This is a genomic window from Citrobacter werkmanii (genome assembly GCF_008693645.1).
GTDB lineage: Bacteria > Pseudomonadota > Gammaproteobacteria > Enterobacterales > Enterobacteriaceae > Citrobacter > Citrobacter werkmanii.
This window is the reverse complement of record NZ_CP044101.1, coordinates 263,143-281,083: the sequence shown is the minus strand read 5'-3', so window position 1 is coordinate 281,083 and position 17,941 is coordinate 263,143. Positions and strand designations below refer to the sequence as shown.

The window sequence follows — 17,941 nt, the reverse complement described above, 5'->3', positions numbered from 1 at the left end:
ACGTTACTGTAAAAAGAGCTTACGCAGATAGTGCGGCACGGCATCATCGGCGTTGAGTCCAATCACGTCCAGTTCCGGATGAAGATCTTTCAGGCGTTGGTGCGCGTTGCCCATGATGCAGCCTTTACCAGCCATGGAGAGCATTTCCGCATCGTTCATGCCATCGCCGAAAGCGATGCAGTCCTGCAGGCTGTAGCCCATCGCTTTCGCCACTGCTTCCAGCGCATGACCTTTCGACACGCCGCCAGCCATAACTTCCAGACAGGTAAGCGTAGAGAAGCTGACGTTGACGCGATCGCCCCAGCGGGCGTTAATCGCCTGCTCCAGCGGCAGCAGCCTTTCATGAGAATCGGTGGTAAAAAACACTTTGCTGACGCCTTCAGGCTCCAGTAGCGCAGGTTCAAACAGAGAATAGTTAAATACCGCTTCTTTAAAGAAGCGCATTTCGTCCGGGCGATGGCGATTCATAAACCATTCATCATCACGATAAACGTTGGTTACGATGTCCGGATTTGCATTTACCACGCCGAACAGGTCGCTGGCAATGTCGCGATCCAGGTTATGGGTAAACACCAGATTCCCGGCAGAATCGTGCACGCGCGCGCCGTTGGATGTGATCATGTAGGTTTTAATGCCAAGGTTATCGCGAATTTGCCCCACATCAACATGATGACGGCCAGTCGCAAACACGAAGTTAACGCCACGTGCGGTCAATAATTTCAGTGTCTCTTTAGCATAAGGGGACAACGTATGGTCGGGGGAAAGCAGCGTACCGTCTAAATCAGACGCAACAACCTGATACATAAGAAAATTAAACCTCTAGGCAAAGCGGTTTCCGCTGGATGAGTTATGCTTGTCGAAAAATTCGACAATAGCGTTAAGCGCGACTGAGCGCATTGCGTCCTTTTCAAAAAGGATCTCATGGTACGCGCCTTTGATGACAAGCGGCTGGCCTCCCTCTACTGGATGGCCCGCTGCAGCGCGGAGTTCACAAAAGCGATCGTGCATACGGTTATCAACCAAACGCTCTTCTTCGGCCTGGATAAGCAATGTTGGCGTCGCGTCATCTCCCGCCCCGGCCAGGACCTGTTCACCCGCCAGAATGCCTTCACGTACCCAGTGGTAAGTGGGACCGCCCACGCGCAGCCGAGGTTCATCTGCATAGAAACGCAGATTGCGCCGATAGCGCTGTCGACTGTGGGTTACCGCATTCATCCCGAATGGCAGCGCCCGCCAGCGCCCGGTCCCCATGGCATAACCCTCGCGGATCCGTGGATGCCCTTCAGCCCAGTCCAGAATTTGACGCACCATCCAGTCGGGAAAGCGCATCACAATACCAAACATCGGCGCGCAAAGCGCAATGGCATCACACTGATTCGGGTAACGCTGCAGGAACAACGTGGCAATCGCCCCGCCCATAGAATGCGCCAGTATATAGCGTTTTCTCCACGGACCGGGTGACACTTCCTGCTGCCAGAAAGCGGTTAAATCGTCGACATAGTCATTAAAGTTATCCACATGACCGCGATGCGGATCCGAAAGCATACGGCCGGAACGCCCCTGGCCACGGTGATCGATAATGAGAACGTCAAAACCAGAATGAAACAGGTCGTACGCCAGTTCAGCGTATTTTACATAGCTTTCAATGCGTCCAGGACAGACGACGATGACGCGATCGTTTTTCTCTGCGTGAAAGCGCACAAAATGTACGGGGACATTATCTACGCCCGTAAACTCCGCTTCTTCCCGCTGACGCCAGAAATCTGTCAGTGGTCCCATGGAAAAAGCAGCAAACGCGTTTTCTCTTGTTTCCCAGTCTTTTTGCTGCTGAAACATCGGGTATCCAGCCTCGTTGACCAAGTAAAATCGTTTTTTTTGCCATGTCTGATACAACGTACCGACAGTAGCGTATTGTGGCATAAAAATAGACAATCCGGGAGTTTCTCATGACCTTTGAATGGTGGTTCGCCTACCTGCTGACCTCTATTATTTTGAGCTTGTCTCCAGGCTCTGGCGCAATCAACACCATGACCACCGCCATCAGCCACGGTTATCGCGGTGCCAGCGCATCGATTGCGGGTCTACAGACCGGACTGGGCATTCATATCGTTTTGGTTGGCGTAGGGCTGGGAACGCTATTTTCACGTTCAGCGATCGCGTTTGAAGTGCTGAAGTGGGCGGGCGCGGCTTACCTGATTTGGCTAGGAATTCAGCAATGGCGGGCGGCGGGCGCTATCGATCTGAACACCATGGCGAATACGCAATCGCGCAGCCGCCTGTTCAAACGCGCGGTCTTTGTTAATCTGACCAACCCCAAAAGCATTGTTTTTCTTGCCGCCCTGTTCCCGCAGTTTATCCTGCCGCAGGAACCGCAGTTGATGCAGTATGTGGTGCTTGGCGTCACGACCATTGTGGTCGATATCATTGTGATGATCGGTTACGCGACGCTGGCTACGCGCATTGCTGGCTGGATTAAAGGGCCAAAGCAAATGAAAGCGCTGAACAAAGTGTTTGGTTCACTGTTTATGCTGATAGGCGCCCTGCTTGCGTCGGCAAGGCATGCCTGATAACGGTGCCGGATGGCGTTAGCGCTTATCCGGCATAAAGGAAGCTTAGCGCGAAATGATCAGATGGATACCGAAGCCCGCGAACAGCGCGCCGGCAAAGCCATCGATCCACTTCGCCAGACGCTGATAGCCGCGACGCATTTTCGGTAATGCAAACAGGCTGGCAACCACGGTAAACCACGCCAGCGTTTCCACGATGATCAGCGCGAAAATGCCCCAACGCGCGCCCGTTCCTACACTATCGCCAACAAACAATGAGAACACGGAGCCAAAATAGATAATCGCTTTCGGGTTGGCGAGGTTGGTCAACAGGCCTTTTAAAAAGCTGCGTCCGCTCTGCGCCAGTTCAACCTGTGGGGCAGGGGCCGCTACGTCCTGTTTTTTAAACGCGCCGCGCAGCATCTGGTAACCCATCCAGCACAGATACAGGCCGCCGCCCACCATGATAATGGTGTGCAGCCAGGACATTTTTTCGATAATCAGATGCAGGCCAAGCAGCGCCACGCCAGCCCAGACCATGACGCCACAGGTAATACCCAGCACGCCCATCATGGCTTCTTTGCGCGAACGGCTAACGGCCGTTTGAGAAACAAAGAAGAAATCGGGACCGGGACTCATCAGCGCAACGATATGCACCAACGCAACGGTAAAAAATAGCGTTAACATAAAAATGACTCGCGGGGAAATAGTTCAGAGAGTCACCATCCTGGCACTTTTTTGCCTGGCTGACTACTCTTCGTCGTCACCATCGACGTGGGCGCGAATAAGTGCCATAAACTCTTTGCCAAAACGTTCAAGTTTACGCATTCCCACGCCGTTGACGCTCAGCATTTCGCTCGGCGAAACCGGCATCTGCTCGGCCATTTCAATCAACGTGGCGTCGTTGAACACCACATACGGCGGGATATTCTCTTCATCGGCAATGGCTTTACGCAGCTTACGCAATTTGGCAAACAGTTTGCGATCGTAATTGCCGCCGAAGGATTTCTGCATAGCGCGCGGTTTCAGCGCCACGATTCGCGGTACCGCAAGCTGCAACGGGACTTCGCCGCGCAGAACCGGACGCGCGGCATCGGTCATCTGCAGTGCGGAATGCTGCGCGATATTTTGCGTCACCAGCCCAAGATGGATAAGCTGGCGAATTACGCTCACCCAGTGTTCATGGCTTTTATCGCGCCCCATGCCATAAACCTTGAGTTTATCGTGGCCCAACTCGCGGATACGCTGATTATTCGCTCCGCGCAGAACCTCCACCACATATCCCATACCAAAGCGCTGATTGACCCGGCCAATCGTGGAAAGCGCAATCTGCGCATCGTTTAAGCCGTCGTACTGTTTTGGCGGATCGAGACAGATATCGCAGTTACCACACGGCTCCTGACGCCCCTCGCCAAAATAATTCAGCAGAACCAGACGACGACAGGTTTGCGCCTCGGCAAACGCCCCCATCGCATTGAGCTTATGGCGTTCGATATCCAGCAGTTGTCCGGCAGGTTTCTCTTCGAGGCAACGGCGGAGCCACGCCATATCAGCCGGATCGTAAAACAGCATCGCTTCCGCCGGCAGGCCATCACGCCCGGCACGACCGGTTTCCTGATAATAGGACTCAATGTTGCGCGGGATATCAAAATGCACCACGAAGCGCACGTTAGGTTTGTTGATCCCCATGCCGAACGCTACGGTCGCCACCACAATTTGCAGGTCATCGCGCTGGAATTTTTCCTGCACCTCGGCGCGCACGCTGTTTTCCAGCCCGGCATGATAAGCCCCGGCGCTGATGCCGCGGCTTTGCAGGCGCGCAGCGGTGTCTTCGACTTTGGCGCGGCTGTTACAGTAAATAATGCCGGATTTACCGCGTTGTTCTTGCACGTAGCGCATCAGTTGATCGAGCGGCTTAAACTTCTCCATCAGCATGTAGCGAATATTCGGCCGATCAAAGCTGCTGATCTGAATTAACGGATCGTTGAGGCCCAGCAGGCGCACGATATCCAGCCGGGTGGTTTCATCCGCGGTCGCGGTTAACGCCACAAACGGCAGCGTTGGGAAACGCTGACGCAGTTGGCCCAGCGCGGCGTATTCAGGGCGGAAGTCATGCCCCCACTGCGAAATACAGTGCGCTTCATCCACCGCCAGCAGCACCGGATTCCAGTGCCCAAGATGCTCAAGGAAGTTATCCAGCATCAGGCGTTCAGGGGCAATATACAGCAAGCGAACCTGCCCGCTGCGGCAGCCGGCCATCACCTCAAGCTGCTGCTCACGACTTTGGGTGGAGTTCAGGCACGCCGCCGCCACGCCGTTGGCCAGCAGTTGATCGACCTGGTCTTTCATCAGGGAAATCAGCGGCGAAACAACAACGGTGAGTCCGTTGAGTAATAATGCGGGAATTTGATAGCACAGGGATTTGCCGCCACCGGTGGGCATAACGACCAGGCAGTCGCGACCAGAGAGCACGGTGTCGATAATTTCTTCCTGGCCTGGGCGAAACTGTTGGTAGCCAAAGGTTTCCTGCAAAACCTGTTTAGCGCCCATTTCCAGATTCAACACTTCCGCCTGCGCCACATTAACCCCATTAACCTGAAATAAAAACAGGCGCTATTTTCAGCGCCTGAGAAAGAAACTGCAATGATTAAAATACTCTCAATATCTGTCAGAAGATATCGTTAAGCATTACACCCACGCCAACACGGGTCTGATTGAAGTTGTAGTCAATCAGCGATTCTCCGTAACCACTGTAGACCTGGGTGTAGAGACGAACATGCTTCGTAATAGGATAGCTTGCCCCTAACTCTGCGCCGCCGTAGCCGGTATTCCAGTTGTACTGACCTTTCACGCTGATAACGGCGTCGCCCAGGTGATACCCCATTTTCAGCTGATAATAGCCCATGTATTTGGTGATGTCGGGGTTATCATCGGTACTGCCAATGACGTACCACGGCTTTACTTCCACCAGCCAGTTGCCGTTTTCTGCCATCAGGCGGGTATACAGGCGGTTCCAGCTACGTGAAGTGGGGTCGGAGCGCCCGTTGGAATCATGGTTATAACCCATTTCGACATCACGTAGCGTCCACCCGGCAAAGCGATAGTCGGTGGCGAAACCAAGGAACAACTGCGGCTCGTAGTTGGTTTCGCGAAACGGTGAAGATTCTTCACTGTTCGAAAGCTGCCACCAGGATTTCTGCGTATAGGAACCGCCAAGAACCGAGTTCGGACCCAATATTCCTCGCCAAAGGGGAAACGCCAGGCTTAGCTGAAACTTCACCTCATCTTTGCGCGCATTGTCCGACCAGCTATAGCTGCTGATCGCCTCTTTGTTCATGTCGCTGGTATTGGTGTAGATAAGGTAGTTGGTGTCATAAGGGTAAAGCGTGAAAGGGTTGTCATGCTCTTGCAGCATATTAGCGATGATACTGCCCCGAACTGCTGGTGCATCATGAATCTCTTTTACTGTCGCTTCCTGCGCATACGCGGTCAACGGCAGCATGACTGCTGGTAGTAACCATCCCAGAATCGCCCGCATCGGTAATGTTCTCCTGAACCAAAATATTGATGAATTGTATAATTTTCTGACAAGCATTCTACATACTTAGCTCGTTCCTCGTTAGTTATCCCGTCCTAAAGTAGAAAACAACAAATAATAAGCATAATATCAACATTTCATTAACCAATGAGGTATTAAGATCGTATGTCTGCTGTACTGACCGCTGAAGAAGCCCTGAAGTTAGTGGGTGAAATGTTTGTTTATCATATGCCGTTTAACCGTGCGCTGGGGCTGGAACTGGAACGCTATGAAAAAGAATTTGCGCAATTAGCGTTTAATAATCAACCGATGATGGTCGGTAACTGGGCGCAAAGCATTCTGCATGGCGGAGTGATCGCCTCAGCACTCGACGTCGCCGCCGGACTGGTGTGTGTAGGCAGTACGCTAACCCGTCACGAAACGATCAGTGAGGACGAACTGCGTCAGCGCATGTCACGTATGGGCACCATCGATTTACGCGTTGATTACCTGCGCCCGGGGAGAGGGAATCGCTTTACCGCCACCAGCAGCCTGCTGCGGGCGGGTAATAAAGTAGCCGTTGCGCGCGTGGAACTGCATAACGAAGAACAGCTCTATATCGCCAGCGCAACCGCCACTTATATGGTGGGGTAAGCGCTTAAAAAAAGGTAAACTGCTGTTACATTTCTGCAATGAGTTTTCCCGATGGATGCTAAACAAACGCGGCAGGGCGTGTTACTCGCTCTGGCTGCCTATTTTATTTGGGGTATCGCTCCCGCCTACTTCAAGCTGATTTACTATGTCCCGGCGGATGAGATCCTGACGCACCGCGTCATCTGGTCATTTTTCTTTATGGTGGTGCTGATGAGCATCAGCCGCCAGTGGTCGGGTGTTAAAACGCTGCTACAAACGCCAAAGAAGATCTTCCTGCTGGCGCTCTCTGCGGTGCTCATCGGCGGAAACTGGCTGCTGTTCATTTGGGCGGTCAATAATCACCATATGCTGGAAGCCAGTCTCGGCTATTTTATTAACCCGCTGGTGAATATCGTGCTGGGGATGCTTTTCCTCGGCGAGCGCTTTCGTCGCATGCAGTGGTTGGCGGTACTGTTAGCCGCCTGCGGCGTACTGGTACAGCTGTGGACCTTCGGCTCATTGCCGATAATCGCGCTGGGACTGGCGTTCAGCTTTGCTTTTTATGGTCTGGTGCGTAAGAAGATTGCCGTTGAAGCGCAAACCGGCATGTTGATTGAAACCCTGTGGCTCTTACCCGTTGCCGCTATCTACCTGTTTGGCATTGCGGATAGCCCAACCAGCCATATGGGGCAAAACCCGATGTCACTCAATCTGCTACTGATTGCCGCCGGTATCGTGACCACCATTCCGTTGCTGTGCTTTACCGGCGCAGCGACACGTCTGCGTCTTTCCACACTGGGTTTCTTCCAATATATCGGACCCACGTTGATGTTCCTGCTGGCGATCACCTTTTACGGTGAAGTGCCAGGAGCGGATAAAATGGTGACGTTCGCCTTTATCTGGGTGGCGCTGGCGATTTTCGTGATGGATGCGATTTATACGCAACGCAGAACGCGTATGGGGATGTGAAGGCTTTTTGCCTGATGGCGCTACGCTTATCAGGCCTACGGGATCTGTAGGCCTGATAAGACACCGCCATTAAAGCCAGTTCTTACGTTTAAAGTACAGATACGGCGCCAGACCTGCGAGCATCATGAAGACAATCGCGCCAGGATAACCGAAGCTCCAGTGCAGTTCCGGCATGAATTCAAAGTTCATGCCGTAGCTGGAAGCCACCAGCGTCGGCGGCAGAAATACCACCGAGACCACCGAGAAGATCTTGATGATGCGGTTCTGCTCAATATTGATAAAGCCCATCGCCGCCTGCATCAGGAAGTTAACCTTCTGGAACAGCGATTCGTTATGTGGCAGCAGAGACTCGATATCGCGCAGGATCTCACGCGCCTGCTCCAGTTGACCACCCGGCAGACGCGCTTTACGCACCAGAAAGTTCAGTGCGCGCTGGGTATCCATCAGACACAGGCGTACCTTCCAGCCGATATCTTCCTGTTCCGCCAGCGTGGAAAGCGCTTCGTCATACTCATCGCCCTGACGCCCTTCCATGATCACACGGCTGAGTTTTTCCAGGTCGCTATAGATGTTTTCAATCTCATCCGCCAACTGTTCAATTTTGGTTTCGAACAGATCGAGTAGCAGCTCGTAAGCGTTACCATCCACCATCGCCTGGTTACGCGCACGCATGCGATACAGACGAAACGCCGGCAGTTCGCGTTCGCGCAGGGTAAACAGGCGGCCTTCGCGAATGGTAAATGCGACGGTTGAGTTACCCGCGTGATCGTCGGCGTCTTCATAGAAGAAGAAGGAGTGAATGTGCAGTCCATCCTCGTCTTCAAAAAAACGTGCGGATGCTTCGATGTCTTCCAGTTCAGGGCGCGTGGCCAGATTCTGGCCCAAGTCCTTTTGCACACGGTTTCGTTCTTCGTCATCCGGCTCGACTAAATCGACCCAAACCGAACTGGCCAGGTGCTCGATCTCGTCTGCCTCAAGGCGAGTTAAACGATTGTTTTCCAGTTGAAATGCGCTCAGCATGACCGGGACTCCCAATGCAAAAAATTATCGGACAGTTCGGAGGGCACACAGAAACAAATTGGGTTTCAGACCATTAAACAGCCTGACTCAGCGCGACGGGAAAAAACAGAAGGTCGCTGACAACCGCGAAGGCTATCAGCAAAAAGGGATAGCCTTAGGAGTTGATCCTGGATGACAGGATAATGAGCCAGTATCTACTGGGTGTGTCCAAGGCGAATGTCCTCTTAGCGTAATCGTGCGCGCATGTTACGCCAGCAAAATTTTGACGTCAACACGCAACGGATGGCGAAAAAGTAATAATTTCCCCTTATACAGAAAGGTTAGCAGAGGGGAATTATTTATCTATGATTTCAGAATATTAACCGGCAGATAGCCGAATGGCGGCTTCGCCTTATCCGGCCTACAAATCAAAATGTTACCCGGTCAGTAGATCTGATACGCGCAACGACATCAGGCGATCACACCGTTTCCAGTCTGGCGTAAGCCGCCACCAGCCATTTAATGCCCTGCCCCTGGAACGCGACCTGCAAACGACTGTGCTCACCGCTACCTTCGAGGTTGACGATGGTGCCCTCGCCGAACTTCGCGTGGCGTACCCGCTGGCCAAGTTTGTAGCCGGTATCGTTTTCCGCCATTGGCGTGCCCATCCGCTGATGGCTCACCGGACGGCTAACCGTGGCGCGCAGACGCACCTCTTCAACGCACGCTTCCGGCAGTTCGCCGATAAAGCGCGACGGACGATGGTAAACCTCTTTACCGTACAAACGACGCGTTTCGGCGTAGGTGAGCGTCAGTTTCTGCATCGCGCGGGTGACGCCAACATAGGCCAGGCGACGTTCTTCTTCGAGACGGCCGCCTTCATCCAGCGACATCTGGCTCGGGAACATGCCTTCTTCCATACCCACGATAAATACCTGCGGGAACTCCAGCCCTTTCGCCGAGTGCAGGGTCATCAGCTGTACCGCGTCCTGCCAGGTATCCGCTTGCCCTTCGCCTGCTTCCAGCGCGGCGTGGGAGAGGAACGCCTGCAGCGGCATTAAGTCTTCGTCTTCTTCGTTGTAGCTGAACTGGCGCGTTGCCGTCACCAGTTCGTCTAAGTTTTCGATACGCGTCTGACCCTTCTCGCCTTTTTCCTGCTCGTACATCATGCGCAGGCCGGAATCTTTAATCACCCGGTCAGTCTGCACGTGCAGCGGCATATCGGCAGTCTCTTGCGCCAGCGCGTCAATCAATTCCATAAAGCGCTGTAAGGCGCTGGCGGCGCGACCGGCCAGGGCTTTTTCCTGCAGCAGTTCACGACAGGCCTGCCACAACGTTAGCTGGCGGTCACGGGAAGTCTGGCGTACGACATCTAAAGTACGATCGCCAATCCCGCGCGTTGGCGTATTCACCACACGCTCAAACGCGGCATCGTCATTGCGATTAGCGATCAGACGCAGGTAGGAGAGCGCGTCTTTAATTTCCTGACGTTCAAAGAAGCGCATACCGCCATAGATACGATACGGCATGCTGGCCTGTAGTAAGGCTTCTTCCAACACGCGTGACTGGGCGTTGCTACGATACAGAATCGCGCACTGTTCCAGCGCGCCGCCGTTGTCCTGCCAGGTTTTAATGCGATTGACCACGAAGCGCGCTTCATCAAGTTCGTTGAAGGCGCAATACAGCGAGATCGGCTCGCCGTCGACGCCGTCGGTCCACAGTTTTTTACCCAGGCGCCCGTTGTTATTTTCAATCAGGGCGTTAGCTGCGCTAAGAATATTGTTGGTCGAACGGTAGTTCTGCTCCAGACGAATGGTTTCTGCGCCCGGGAAATCATTGAGGAAGCGCTGAATGTTCTCCACCTGCGCGCCGCGCCAGCCGTAGATCGACTGGTCATCATCGCCCACGATCATCACCTTGCCGGTGTCGCCCGCCAGCAGACGGATCCAGGCGTACTGAATGTTGTTGGTATCCTGGAATTCGTCCACCAGGATATTGGTAAAGCGTTCGCGGTAGTGCTGCAGAATGTGCGGCTTGTTGAGCCACAATTCATGTGCGCGCAGCAGCAGTTCGGCGAAATCCACCAGCCCCGCGCGATCGCAGGCTTCCTGATAAGCCTGATAGACCTTCTGCCAGGTCTGTTCGACCGGGTTGCCGTAGCTTTGCAGATGGTGCGGGCGCAGCCCTTCATCTTTCTGGCTGTTGATAAACCACATTGCCTGACGCGGCGGCCACTGCTTTTCGTCAAGGTTCATCGCTTTGATCAGGCGCTTGAGCAGACGCAGTTGGTCCTCGCTGTCGAGGATCTGGAAATCCTGCGGCAGGTTGGCATCCATATGGTGCGCGCGCAACAGACGGTGCGCCAGGCCATGGAAGGTCCCCACCCACATTCCGCCCTGGCTGGTTCCCATGATCTGACCAATACGGTGGCGCATTTCCGCCGCCGCTTTGTTGGTAAAGGTCACCGCCATAATGGAGTACGGCGAGTTGTTCTCTACCGTCAGTAACCAGGCGATACGGTGCACCAGTACGCGAGTTTTACCACTCCCCGCGCCTGCCAGAACCAGCATGTTGCTGCGTGGCGCGGCCACCGCTTCACGCTGTTTATCATTAAGGCTGTCGAGCAGGTAAGAAACGTCCATTGGCACCGCCGCGTAAAAGTAGGTAAGGCGGAGAAGCGTAGCGCCATCCGCCAAAAAGCTGGGTATATATACAGAGTTCTGCTGGTGATTATATCAGCGAGGTCAGAGATGCCAACTGTGAAATTTCAATATGCGGCAGCAAACGGCTGTCTGCGGTTTGCATCAGGTCGGCATTTTCCGGTTTGATCCAGCAAGCCTGCATACCACAACGAATAGCGCCTGCAACGTCTGTCGTCAGGTCATCACCCACATGCAGAATTTCACCTACCGGCATTTTCAGTTTTTCCGCCGCCAGCGCGTACATGTCGCTGAACGGTTTTGAGCGCCCGTCGGGACCGGCGCGCAGCACAAACTCAAAATAATCACCCAGACCAAACAGTTCTGGCTGCGCGTTACCATTGGTGATCGCCACCAGCGGCCATTTGCGGGCCAGCGCCTTCAGCGTGTCATGCGTCGCCTGCGGAACATCAATGCGGCTACGCCATTTGGCGAAATTCATCATCGCCGCATTCGCCCCCATCAAGGCTTCTGCCGCTGACAGACCAGCCTCCAGCATAGCGCGTTCTACGGCGCGGTGACGCCATTGGGTAACGTCGTGGTAGATTTCCGGCTCGGCGTCACGAACGGCCTGACGTAAGCGCTGCAGGTCGCTATTTTGCAGCGAATTCAACGCCGGATGATAATTCTGTACAAACGCGAGCGCTTCCTGCTCGGTGCGTGTGATAACGGGACGGTTATCGTAAAGGGTGTCATCAAGGTCAAAGGTGAGCGCAGAAATACGCCCCAAAGGCCGGTAAAAACGCATTATTTCCCCCGTTTGGCGCGCGGATGCGCCGCATCGTACACTGAAGCCAGGTGTTGAAAATCAAGATGGGTATAGATTTGAGTAGTGGAGAGATTGGCATGACCCAATAACTCCTGCACTCCGCGCAGATCGCCGCTCGACTCCAGCATATGCGTCGCAAAAGAGTGGCGCAATTTGTGGGGATGGACGTGGCTGTTCAGCCCCTGTTTGATACCCCATTCCGCAAAGCGTTTCTGCACGTTACGCGCAGAGATGCGCTTGCCCAGTTTAGACAGGAACAACGCATCGTCATCCCCGCCAAATAAACCGCGCAGATCCAGCCAGTGCTCAATCCACGCCACCGCATTGCGGCCGATCGGCAGACGACGTTCTTTACTGCCCTTGCCCATCACCCACACTTCGCCGGTGTCGAGATCGAGATGTTTAATATCCAGCCCAACCAGTTCAGATAAACGCAGTCCCGCGCCGTACATCACTTCCAGCATCGCCCGGTCGCGCACGGCAAGGGGATCGTTGAGATCGATATCCAGCAGACGATTAACATCATCGACGTCGATATTTTTAGGTAAGTGGCGTGGCGCTTTCGGCGCGGAAACGCTTTTTGCCGGGTTGGCTTTCAGCTCGCCCTGATTAACCAGCCAGTCGAAGAAACTGCGTAGTGCGGAGAGACGCAATGCCAGACTCGCCGCTCCCAGCCCTTTTCGACGGCTGCGCACAGCAAAGCTGCGTACCATTGCAGCGTCACATTGTTGCCAGCTTTGCAGACCGGTTTCTCCGGCTAACGCGATGATGGCATCAAGCTGACGCTGATAATTGAGTAGCGTGATCGGGCTAAGCTGGCGCTCAACGCCCAGATAGCGCAAAAAGCGCGCCACATCCTGAGAAAGGGGTGAATCGGTCATACGCGTTCAATCCAGCGCTCCAGCAGCTCCGGCAACATCAGCGAGATTTCTTGCAGTAATTGTGTACCTTGCCCCTGCTGGTAATGGTTAACGTCACGGCTGCTGAACAGCATCACGCCCAGGGAACCATCTTGCCCCAGCATCGACATCGCCACCGAGCCTATCGCTTTCGCCTCCGGCATCATAACCAGCAATTCCGGACCATTGAGTGGCCCAAGATAGTGCTGCGACTGCCCCAGACGCTGAATACGCAACGGTTCAAAGGCCTGACGGCTTAATGCCAGATGCGTAAATTTGGATGGCGCGCCAAGTCGCCACCGGTCCGGAAACAGACGCACCGTCGCGCCGGCCAGCCCCAGCTCACGCGCCCAGCGATGAAATCGCATCAGCATATCGTCAAGACTGCTGGCCGACACCAGGCGACTTTGCAGATTTAGCAGACGATAGAACAGGCTTTCATTGGCGTTGGCTTGTTCCATCAATAACGCCATGTTCTCTTCAAGCACATTAATATGATTACGTGCCCGCGCCATATGCCATTCAACTAAAGAGATCGTGCCCCGCACAGGGTGTGGGACGCGCATCGCTTCAACTGCCCGGGCATTACGGATAAAAAACTCAGGATTACGTTGCAGGTAATCGACGACCGCCCGATCGTCGAGCTCCATGAGCGTTTCCTGTAGTTCTTCCCCTGGTTGCTTCATAAGTGAATAAATCCGTCGTAGACATGTGCCGCCGGGCCAGTCATATACAGCGGATGACCCGGACCTTTCCAGGCGATATCAAGTCGACCGCCAGGTAACTCCACCCTCACCTCTTCTGCCAGCAGGCCCTGCTGAATACCTACCGCAACAGCGGCGCACGCTCCGCTGCCGCAGGCCTGCGTTTCACCCGCCCCGCGTTCATAGACGCGCAGCCGGATATGCTCGCGCTTTACCACCTGCATAAAGCCGATGTTGGCGCGTTCAGGAAAGCGTTCGTGGCTTTCCAGCACCGGTCCCAGCGTTTCCACCGTGGCCGTATCAACATCATCAACCTGAATCACGCAGTGTGGGTTCCCCATTGAAACCACGCCGCACAATATTGTCTGTTCGGCCGCGCGCATAATATAGGTCTTCTCTGCTTTGTTGGCGCGAAACGGAACCTGCGAAGGTTCAAAGTTGGGTTCCCCCATATTCACCCGCACCAGTTCGTCGTCGGTTACGGTTAACACCATACGACCATTCGCGGTACTGACGCGAATATCACGTTTATTGGTCAGCCCTTTCAGGCGAACAAAGCGAGCAAAACAACGGGCGCCATTGCCACACTGTGACACTTCACTGCCGTCGGCATTAAAAATACGGTAGTGGAAATCCAGCTCCGGATCATACGGAGGTTCAACCACCAGCAACTGATCAAACCCAACGCCGAGATGCCTGTCGGACAGGCGGCGGATCAGCTCTGGTGAGAAAAAAACATTCTGCGTTACCGCGTCGACGACCATAAAATCGTTGCCAAGGCCATGCATTTTAGAGAATTGCATCATTCACTCCGTTCACGCGGGTACAGAAATGTAAATCTATTCCTGCCGTCAGTAATTCACCTGAGAAGGGCCGTCGCTGATCCCACGATCGTTTTTCTCGGGCGTGGTGGATTGCGATTGCGGCTGAACGCTCTTGGTCGGGGGCGGCGCGGTTTTATCTGCTGGCGGGAAATAGAGCGGGCCTTTTAGCCCACAGCCCGTCAGGCTGAACAGAGTTAAAATGACAGCGAGTGGCTTTAACACGTTTTTCATTATGGATTGCCTGTAAAGTTCATGCTTTCTGTTTTCTATCATCGCAGGAGAAGGCGTAAAAGCAAGAGTTAGCCTGTAATCTGCAACGCGTTTTGTTTCAGGTTATACTGCCGTCATCACGAAAAACAGGATAAGAAAATGAACGACAGTGAATTTCATCGCCTTGCCGACACCCTGTGGATGACCATTGAGGAGCGTCTGGATGACTGGGACGGCGACAGCGATATCGATTGTGAGATCAACGGCGGCGTGCTGACCATCAGCTTCGAAAACGGCAGCAAAATCATTATTAACCGTCAGGAGCCGCTGCACCAGGTGTGGCTGGCAACCAAACAAGGCGGCTACCACTTTGACCTGAAAGGCGACGAGTGGATCTGCGACCGTAGCGGCGAAACGTTCTGGGATTTGCTGGAGCAGGCGGCAACGCAGCAGTCGGGTGAAGAGGTGAGCTTCCGTTGATTTTTTGCCGGATACGCTTTGCTTATCCGGCCTACAGTAGGCCCGGTAAGGCGTAGCCGCCACCGGGCGAAAAGCCTCAGGAGAAATACTGCTGCAACATCGGCGTGTCGTTATCCTGATTAGCTGGCGGGACCGGGTTGAGCGGCTGGGTACGGAACGGAATCACCTGCGCACGTCCGTCGGTTTTCACAATCTGATAGAACTGCGGCAGGTTAAAGTTGATGAAGCTGGAGCCGTAGGTAAAGCGATCGTGCGACGATGAATAGAAGCGGCTGACATCACGTACCAGCTCTTCTTTGCTTCCCTCGCAGTGGTGATACACCTCCGCGCGGTTACTCTCATCCAGGATATAAATATTAAAGCCCTGCTCATCGCCCGTTTCTTCGAAAAAGAACTGAATGATCCCTTCACTGGCAAAGCCATCCACCACCGACGGGAGTTTCACGTGGTTCGTTTCAACCTGGACGGAAAGGCCGTGCAGTTTATTGTGTGAAATCGCCCCATAGAATTCGATGGCGTTTTCCAGTTTCTGTACCGATACGTTCAGACGCTCGAAGAACAGTCCCCACGTCTGACCAGACACGCGCAGCGCTTTGAAACGCCCGGTTTCCTGGCGGGTACTGGAAAGGCGCAGCTCGATACACTCAGAAACCAGTTGCTGCACGCGGGTACGGATTAACCCACGCAGATGCTGGCTGTAGCAGAACACTTCGACGCTATCCGGCGGCGCGGCATCCTGGTGCATTTTGCCCAGAATCGTTTTTAACGCTTCAATCATCGCCTGCTCGCCGTTGAAGTGCAGCGTACGTACTTCATTCCACGAGTTGCGGTACAGCAGGTCGACGCTCCCTACCAGGCAATTTTGCTCTTCGCCAAAGCTGAAGACGTCCAGCTTACGGAAATCAAAATGCACCACCTGATTACGGAATGCGGTCGTCGGGTCATATTCAAGGTTAACGATAATCGCCAGATGGCGAATTTCGCACGGGCTGTAGAGCGCTTTCGGCGTTGGTGCCGGCAGGCGCAGCGGGAAGTGGTGCGATACATCGGCGACCATTTCCTGCAGCTTCGGCAAATCGACAATGCCGTTGCCCTTAATAAACAAATGCGTACGCGATGTCAGCAGACCGTTGAACCAGGCCCACGCCACCAGCTTGTTGAGGTAGCGGTTATATTCCAGTGGCTGATGGCTGATGATCGAATCCATATTTGGCGCGCGGTTGTAGAGATACCAACCCGAACGGTTGGCGCGGCCCGGCGGCACATGGATAAAGGTCAGGTTCGGTTCTGAGAGGTCCGGAGATATTTGCGGGTTCACCAGCGTTACCTTACCCGGCAACGCTTCAAACGCGGCATACAGCTTACGGGTCAGCACGCCGATATCCTGCGGACTGGCGCTAACGCTGAGGTTATTGCGCCGCGCAAAACGGATCAGATTACGATAGCTCTGCATCATCGCATCAAGCAGTTCGTTATGCGCTTCACGTACCTGATCAATCTTCCAGTTAGCGCGGTTATCCAGCATTGTCAGACGGGCTTCGTCCCAGCCCCATTCTTGCACTAACTGACTTAATACTTCACGACGCCAGCCCACGCAGGCGCGCTCGCGGCTCAGTTTCTCACACACTTTTAAGTAGAAACATCGACGCACTAAATCCAGGCGCGTCGGGTCTTCGATCGCCGTGAGATATTCGGTCACACGCTCCAGCATCATGCAGTAGGGATCGAGACCAAAAGAGACGATCTCGCCATCGTGCAGGCGCTGTTTAATGTCTTTCGCCAACAGGCGAGGATTGGGATATTCCCAGGAGTAGGCTTCCAGCAGCAGCGTCTTCAGCACCGCTTTGTACGGGGAATCGATACTTTTGTATAACTGCCAGAGGCTGGCGCCAAAGTACTCTTCGGCGGAGAGCGAACTGAGTCCGCCGAGATCCAGCCATTCGTTTGGCGTTAATACGCCCTGCGCGTAGAGCTTCATGACGTAATCGTCGTAATGCTCTTCTTCGTCGCCCGGCACCATATTCCACAGAATACGTTTGCCCGCGAGGCGCACAGCGGTGCGATAGAATTCATCAAGCAACAGGATATGCTGCGTCGAGCCACAGTCTTCACCACCAAGACTGCCGCTTTCATTGTGACGGAAACGGTTTTCATCAATCAGGAAGAAACTGACTTCCACGCCCAGCGAAGCGGCCCAGCTTTCGAGCAGGCTACATTTACGCTGCAACAGCTGGCGCTCTTCGCTATCCAGCCAGGATTGGTGGCAGACCCAGATATCGAGGTCGGAAGAACAGCTTTGCCCTACCGAAGAGGTGCTGCCCATTGAGTAGACGCCGGTGATCGGCAGTTCGCCCTTGGGAGGTTCCTGCGGTGACATACCGCGGTACAGTTCGAGTTCGTTGAGGTAGTGGCGTTGGGTTTCATCAGGCGTGTAAAAGCATATGCCTTTGGGAACGTTACCATCGAGGTAACCCGGCATCAGAGGGTGGTGGTAGTGCAATAATGTCGGCAGCAGACTGTATACCTGCTGGAAAGCAGGTCCCATGGCAGCAAGCGCGCGATCCACACGCAGTTGATTTATGGCATCCAGTCTCTGTTTCAGAGTCTCAATATAGAGGTACAAGACGTATCGCCTGATGTTGCTATCCGTCATGTTGTCGATTACTGCGGCGCAAGCGCTCACAATAATCGT

18 protein-coding genes are annotated in these 17,941 nt (G+C 54.0%); 4 read left to right on the top strand and 14 right to left on the bottom strand.

All coding sequences use genetic code 11. The features are described from left to right. Nucleotides 1-3: 3 nt before the first annotated feature. The gene (yigL, locus tag FOB24_RS02030; RefSeq protein WP_038634479.1) at nt 4-804 is read right to left on the bottom strand and encodes a sugar/pyridoxal phosphate phosphatase YigL; all 801 of its coding nucleotides are present in this window, start codon (nt 802-804) and stop codon (nt 4-6) included. A 15-nt stretch (nt 805-819) separates the two neighbouring features. Next, on the bottom strand, nt 820-1,836 hold the full coding sequence (pldB, locus tag FOB24_RS02025) for a lysophospholipase L2 (protein WP_150344453.1): 1,017 nt from the start codon (nt 1,834-1,836) through the stop codon (nt 820-822). 110 nt (nt 1,837-1,946) lie between these two features. On the opposite strand from pldB, the gene rhtB reads away from it, so the two are divergent. Beyond that, nucleotides 1,947-2,567: a homoserine/homoserine lactone efflux protein gene (gene rhtB, locus FOB24_RS02020; RefSeq protein WP_069325083.1), complete on the top strand. Its 621-nt coding sequence runs from the start codon at nt 1,947-1,949 to the stop codon at nt 2,565-2,567. Between the two features lie 45 nt (nt 2,568-2,612). On the opposite strand, the gene rhtC is transcribed toward rhtB, so the two are convergent. The 3 genes from rhtC to pldA all read right to left on the bottom strand — a co-directional run bounded on the left by rhtC (nt 2,613) and on the right by pldA (nt 6,084). Then, nucleotides 2,613-3,233 carry a threonine export protein RhtC gene (gene rhtC, locus FOB24_RS02015; RefSeq protein ID WP_150344452.1) on the bottom strand — a complete coding sequence of 207 codons (621 nt, stop codon included), beginning with the start codon at nt 3,231-3,233 and terminating at the stop codon, nt 2,613-2,615. A gap of 63 nt (nt 3,234-3,296) precedes the next feature. Further along, a complete protein-coding gene (recQ, locus tag FOB24_RS02010) occupies nt 3,297-5,126 on the bottom strand; it encodes an ATP-dependent DNA helicase RecQ (protein ID WP_038634489.1) in 1,830 nt (609 codons plus the stop codon). A gap of 88 nt (nt 5,127-5,214) precedes the next feature. Continuing rightward, nucleotides 5,215-6,084, bottom strand: a complete 870-nt coding sequence (pldA, locus tag FOB24_RS02005) for a phospholipase A (RefSeq protein WP_038634493.1) — start codon at nt 6,082-6,084, stop codon at nt 5,215-5,217. A gap of 165 nt (nt 6,085-6,249) precedes the next feature. On the opposite strand from pldA, the gene yigI reads away from it, so the two are divergent. Continuing rightward, nucleotides 6,250-6,717, top strand: coding sequence for an acyl-CoA thioesterase YigI (yigI, locus tag FOB24_RS02000; protein WP_003017917.1), 468 nt, complete (start codon nt 6,250-6,252; stop codon nt 6,715-6,717). Between the two features lie 51 nt (nt 6,718-6,768). After that, a complete protein-coding gene (rarD, locus tag FOB24_RS01995; RefSeq protein ID WP_038634496.1) occupies nt 6,769-7,665 on the top strand; it encodes an EamA family transporter RarD in 897 nt (298 codons plus the stop codon). A gap of 69 nt (nt 7,666-7,734) precedes the next feature. Here rarD and corA read toward each other — a convergent pair whose 3' ends face one another. The 8 genes from corA to lptM form a co-directional block, all read right to left on the bottom strand. Next, nucleotides 7,735-8,685: a magnesium/cobalt transporter CorA gene (gene corA / locus FOB24_RS01990; RefSeq protein WP_038634499.1), complete on the bottom strand. Its 951-nt coding sequence runs from the start codon at nt 8,683-8,685 to the stop codon at nt 7,735-7,737. Between the two features lie 154 nt (nt 8,686-8,839). After that, on the bottom strand, nt 8,840-8,896 hold the full coding sequence (ysgD, locus tag FOB24_RS24375) for a YsgD/CorL family protein (protein ID WP_212723238.1): 57 nt from the start codon (nt 8,894-8,896) through the stop codon (nt 8,840-8,842). 247 nt (nt 8,897-9,143) lie between these two features. Then, nucleotides 9,144-11,306: a DNA helicase II gene (gene uvrD, locus FOB24_RS01985; RefSeq protein WP_038634502.1), complete on the bottom strand. Its 2,163-nt coding sequence runs from the start codon at nt 11,304-11,306 to the stop codon at nt 9,144-9,146. Nucleotides 11,307-11,394: 88 nt separating this feature from the next. Further along, nucleotides 11,395-12,111, bottom strand: coding sequence for a 5-amino-6-(5-phospho-D-ribitylamino)uracil phosphatase YigB (yigB, locus tag FOB24_RS01980; protein ID WP_069325085.1), 717 nt, complete (start codon nt 12,109-12,111; stop codon nt 11,395-11,397). Then, the gene (gene xerC / locus FOB24_RS01975) at nt 12,111-13,013 is read right to left on the bottom strand and encodes a tyrosine recombinase XerC (protein ID WP_038634507.1); all 903 of its coding nucleotides are present in this window, start codon (nt 13,011-13,013) and stop codon (nt 12,111-12,113) included. Before xerC ends, yigB begins: the two co-directional genes overlap by 1 nt. Further along, the gene (locus tag FOB24_RS01970) at nt 13,010-13,717 is read right to left on the bottom strand and encodes a DUF484 domain-containing protein (protein ID WP_038634510.1); all 708 of its coding nucleotides are present in this window, start codon (nt 13,715-13,717) and stop codon (nt 13,010-13,012) included. Before FOB24_RS01970 ends, xerC begins: the two co-directional genes overlap by 4 nt. Next, the gene (gene dapF / locus FOB24_RS01965) at nt 13,714-14,538 is read right to left on the bottom strand and encodes a diaminopimelate epimerase (protein ID WP_038634512.1); all 825 of its coding nucleotides are present in this window, start codon (nt 14,536-14,538) and stop codon (nt 13,714-13,716) included. The genes FOB24_RS01970 and dapF overlap by 4 nt, the downstream gene beginning before the upstream one ends. Nucleotides 14,539-14,586: 48 nt before the next feature. Then, nucleotides 14,587-14,790, bottom strand: a complete 204-nt coding sequence (gene lptM / locus FOB24_RS01960; protein WP_032940199.1) for an LPS translocon maturation chaperone LptM — start codon at nt 14,788-14,790, stop codon at nt 14,587-14,589. Between the two features lie 138 nt (nt 14,791-14,928). Here lptM and cyaY point away from each other — a divergent pair, with 138 nt between their 5' ends. After that, on the top strand, nt 14,929-15,249 hold the full coding sequence (gene cyaY / locus FOB24_RS01955; protein WP_038634515.1) for an iron donor protein CyaY: 321 nt from the start codon (nt 14,929-14,931) through the stop codon (nt 15,247-15,249). A gap of 76 nt (nt 15,250-15,325) precedes the next feature. Here the strand turns inward: cyaY and cyaA are convergent, their stop codons facing one another. Beyond that, nucleotides 15,326-17,872 carry a class I adenylate cyclase gene (gene cyaA, locus FOB24_RS01950; RefSeq protein WP_038634518.1) on the bottom strand — a complete coding sequence of 849 codons (2,547 nt, stop codon included), beginning with the start codon at nt 17,870-17,872 and terminating at the stop codon, nt 15,326-15,328. Nucleotides 17,873-17,941: the final 69 nt, after the last annotated feature.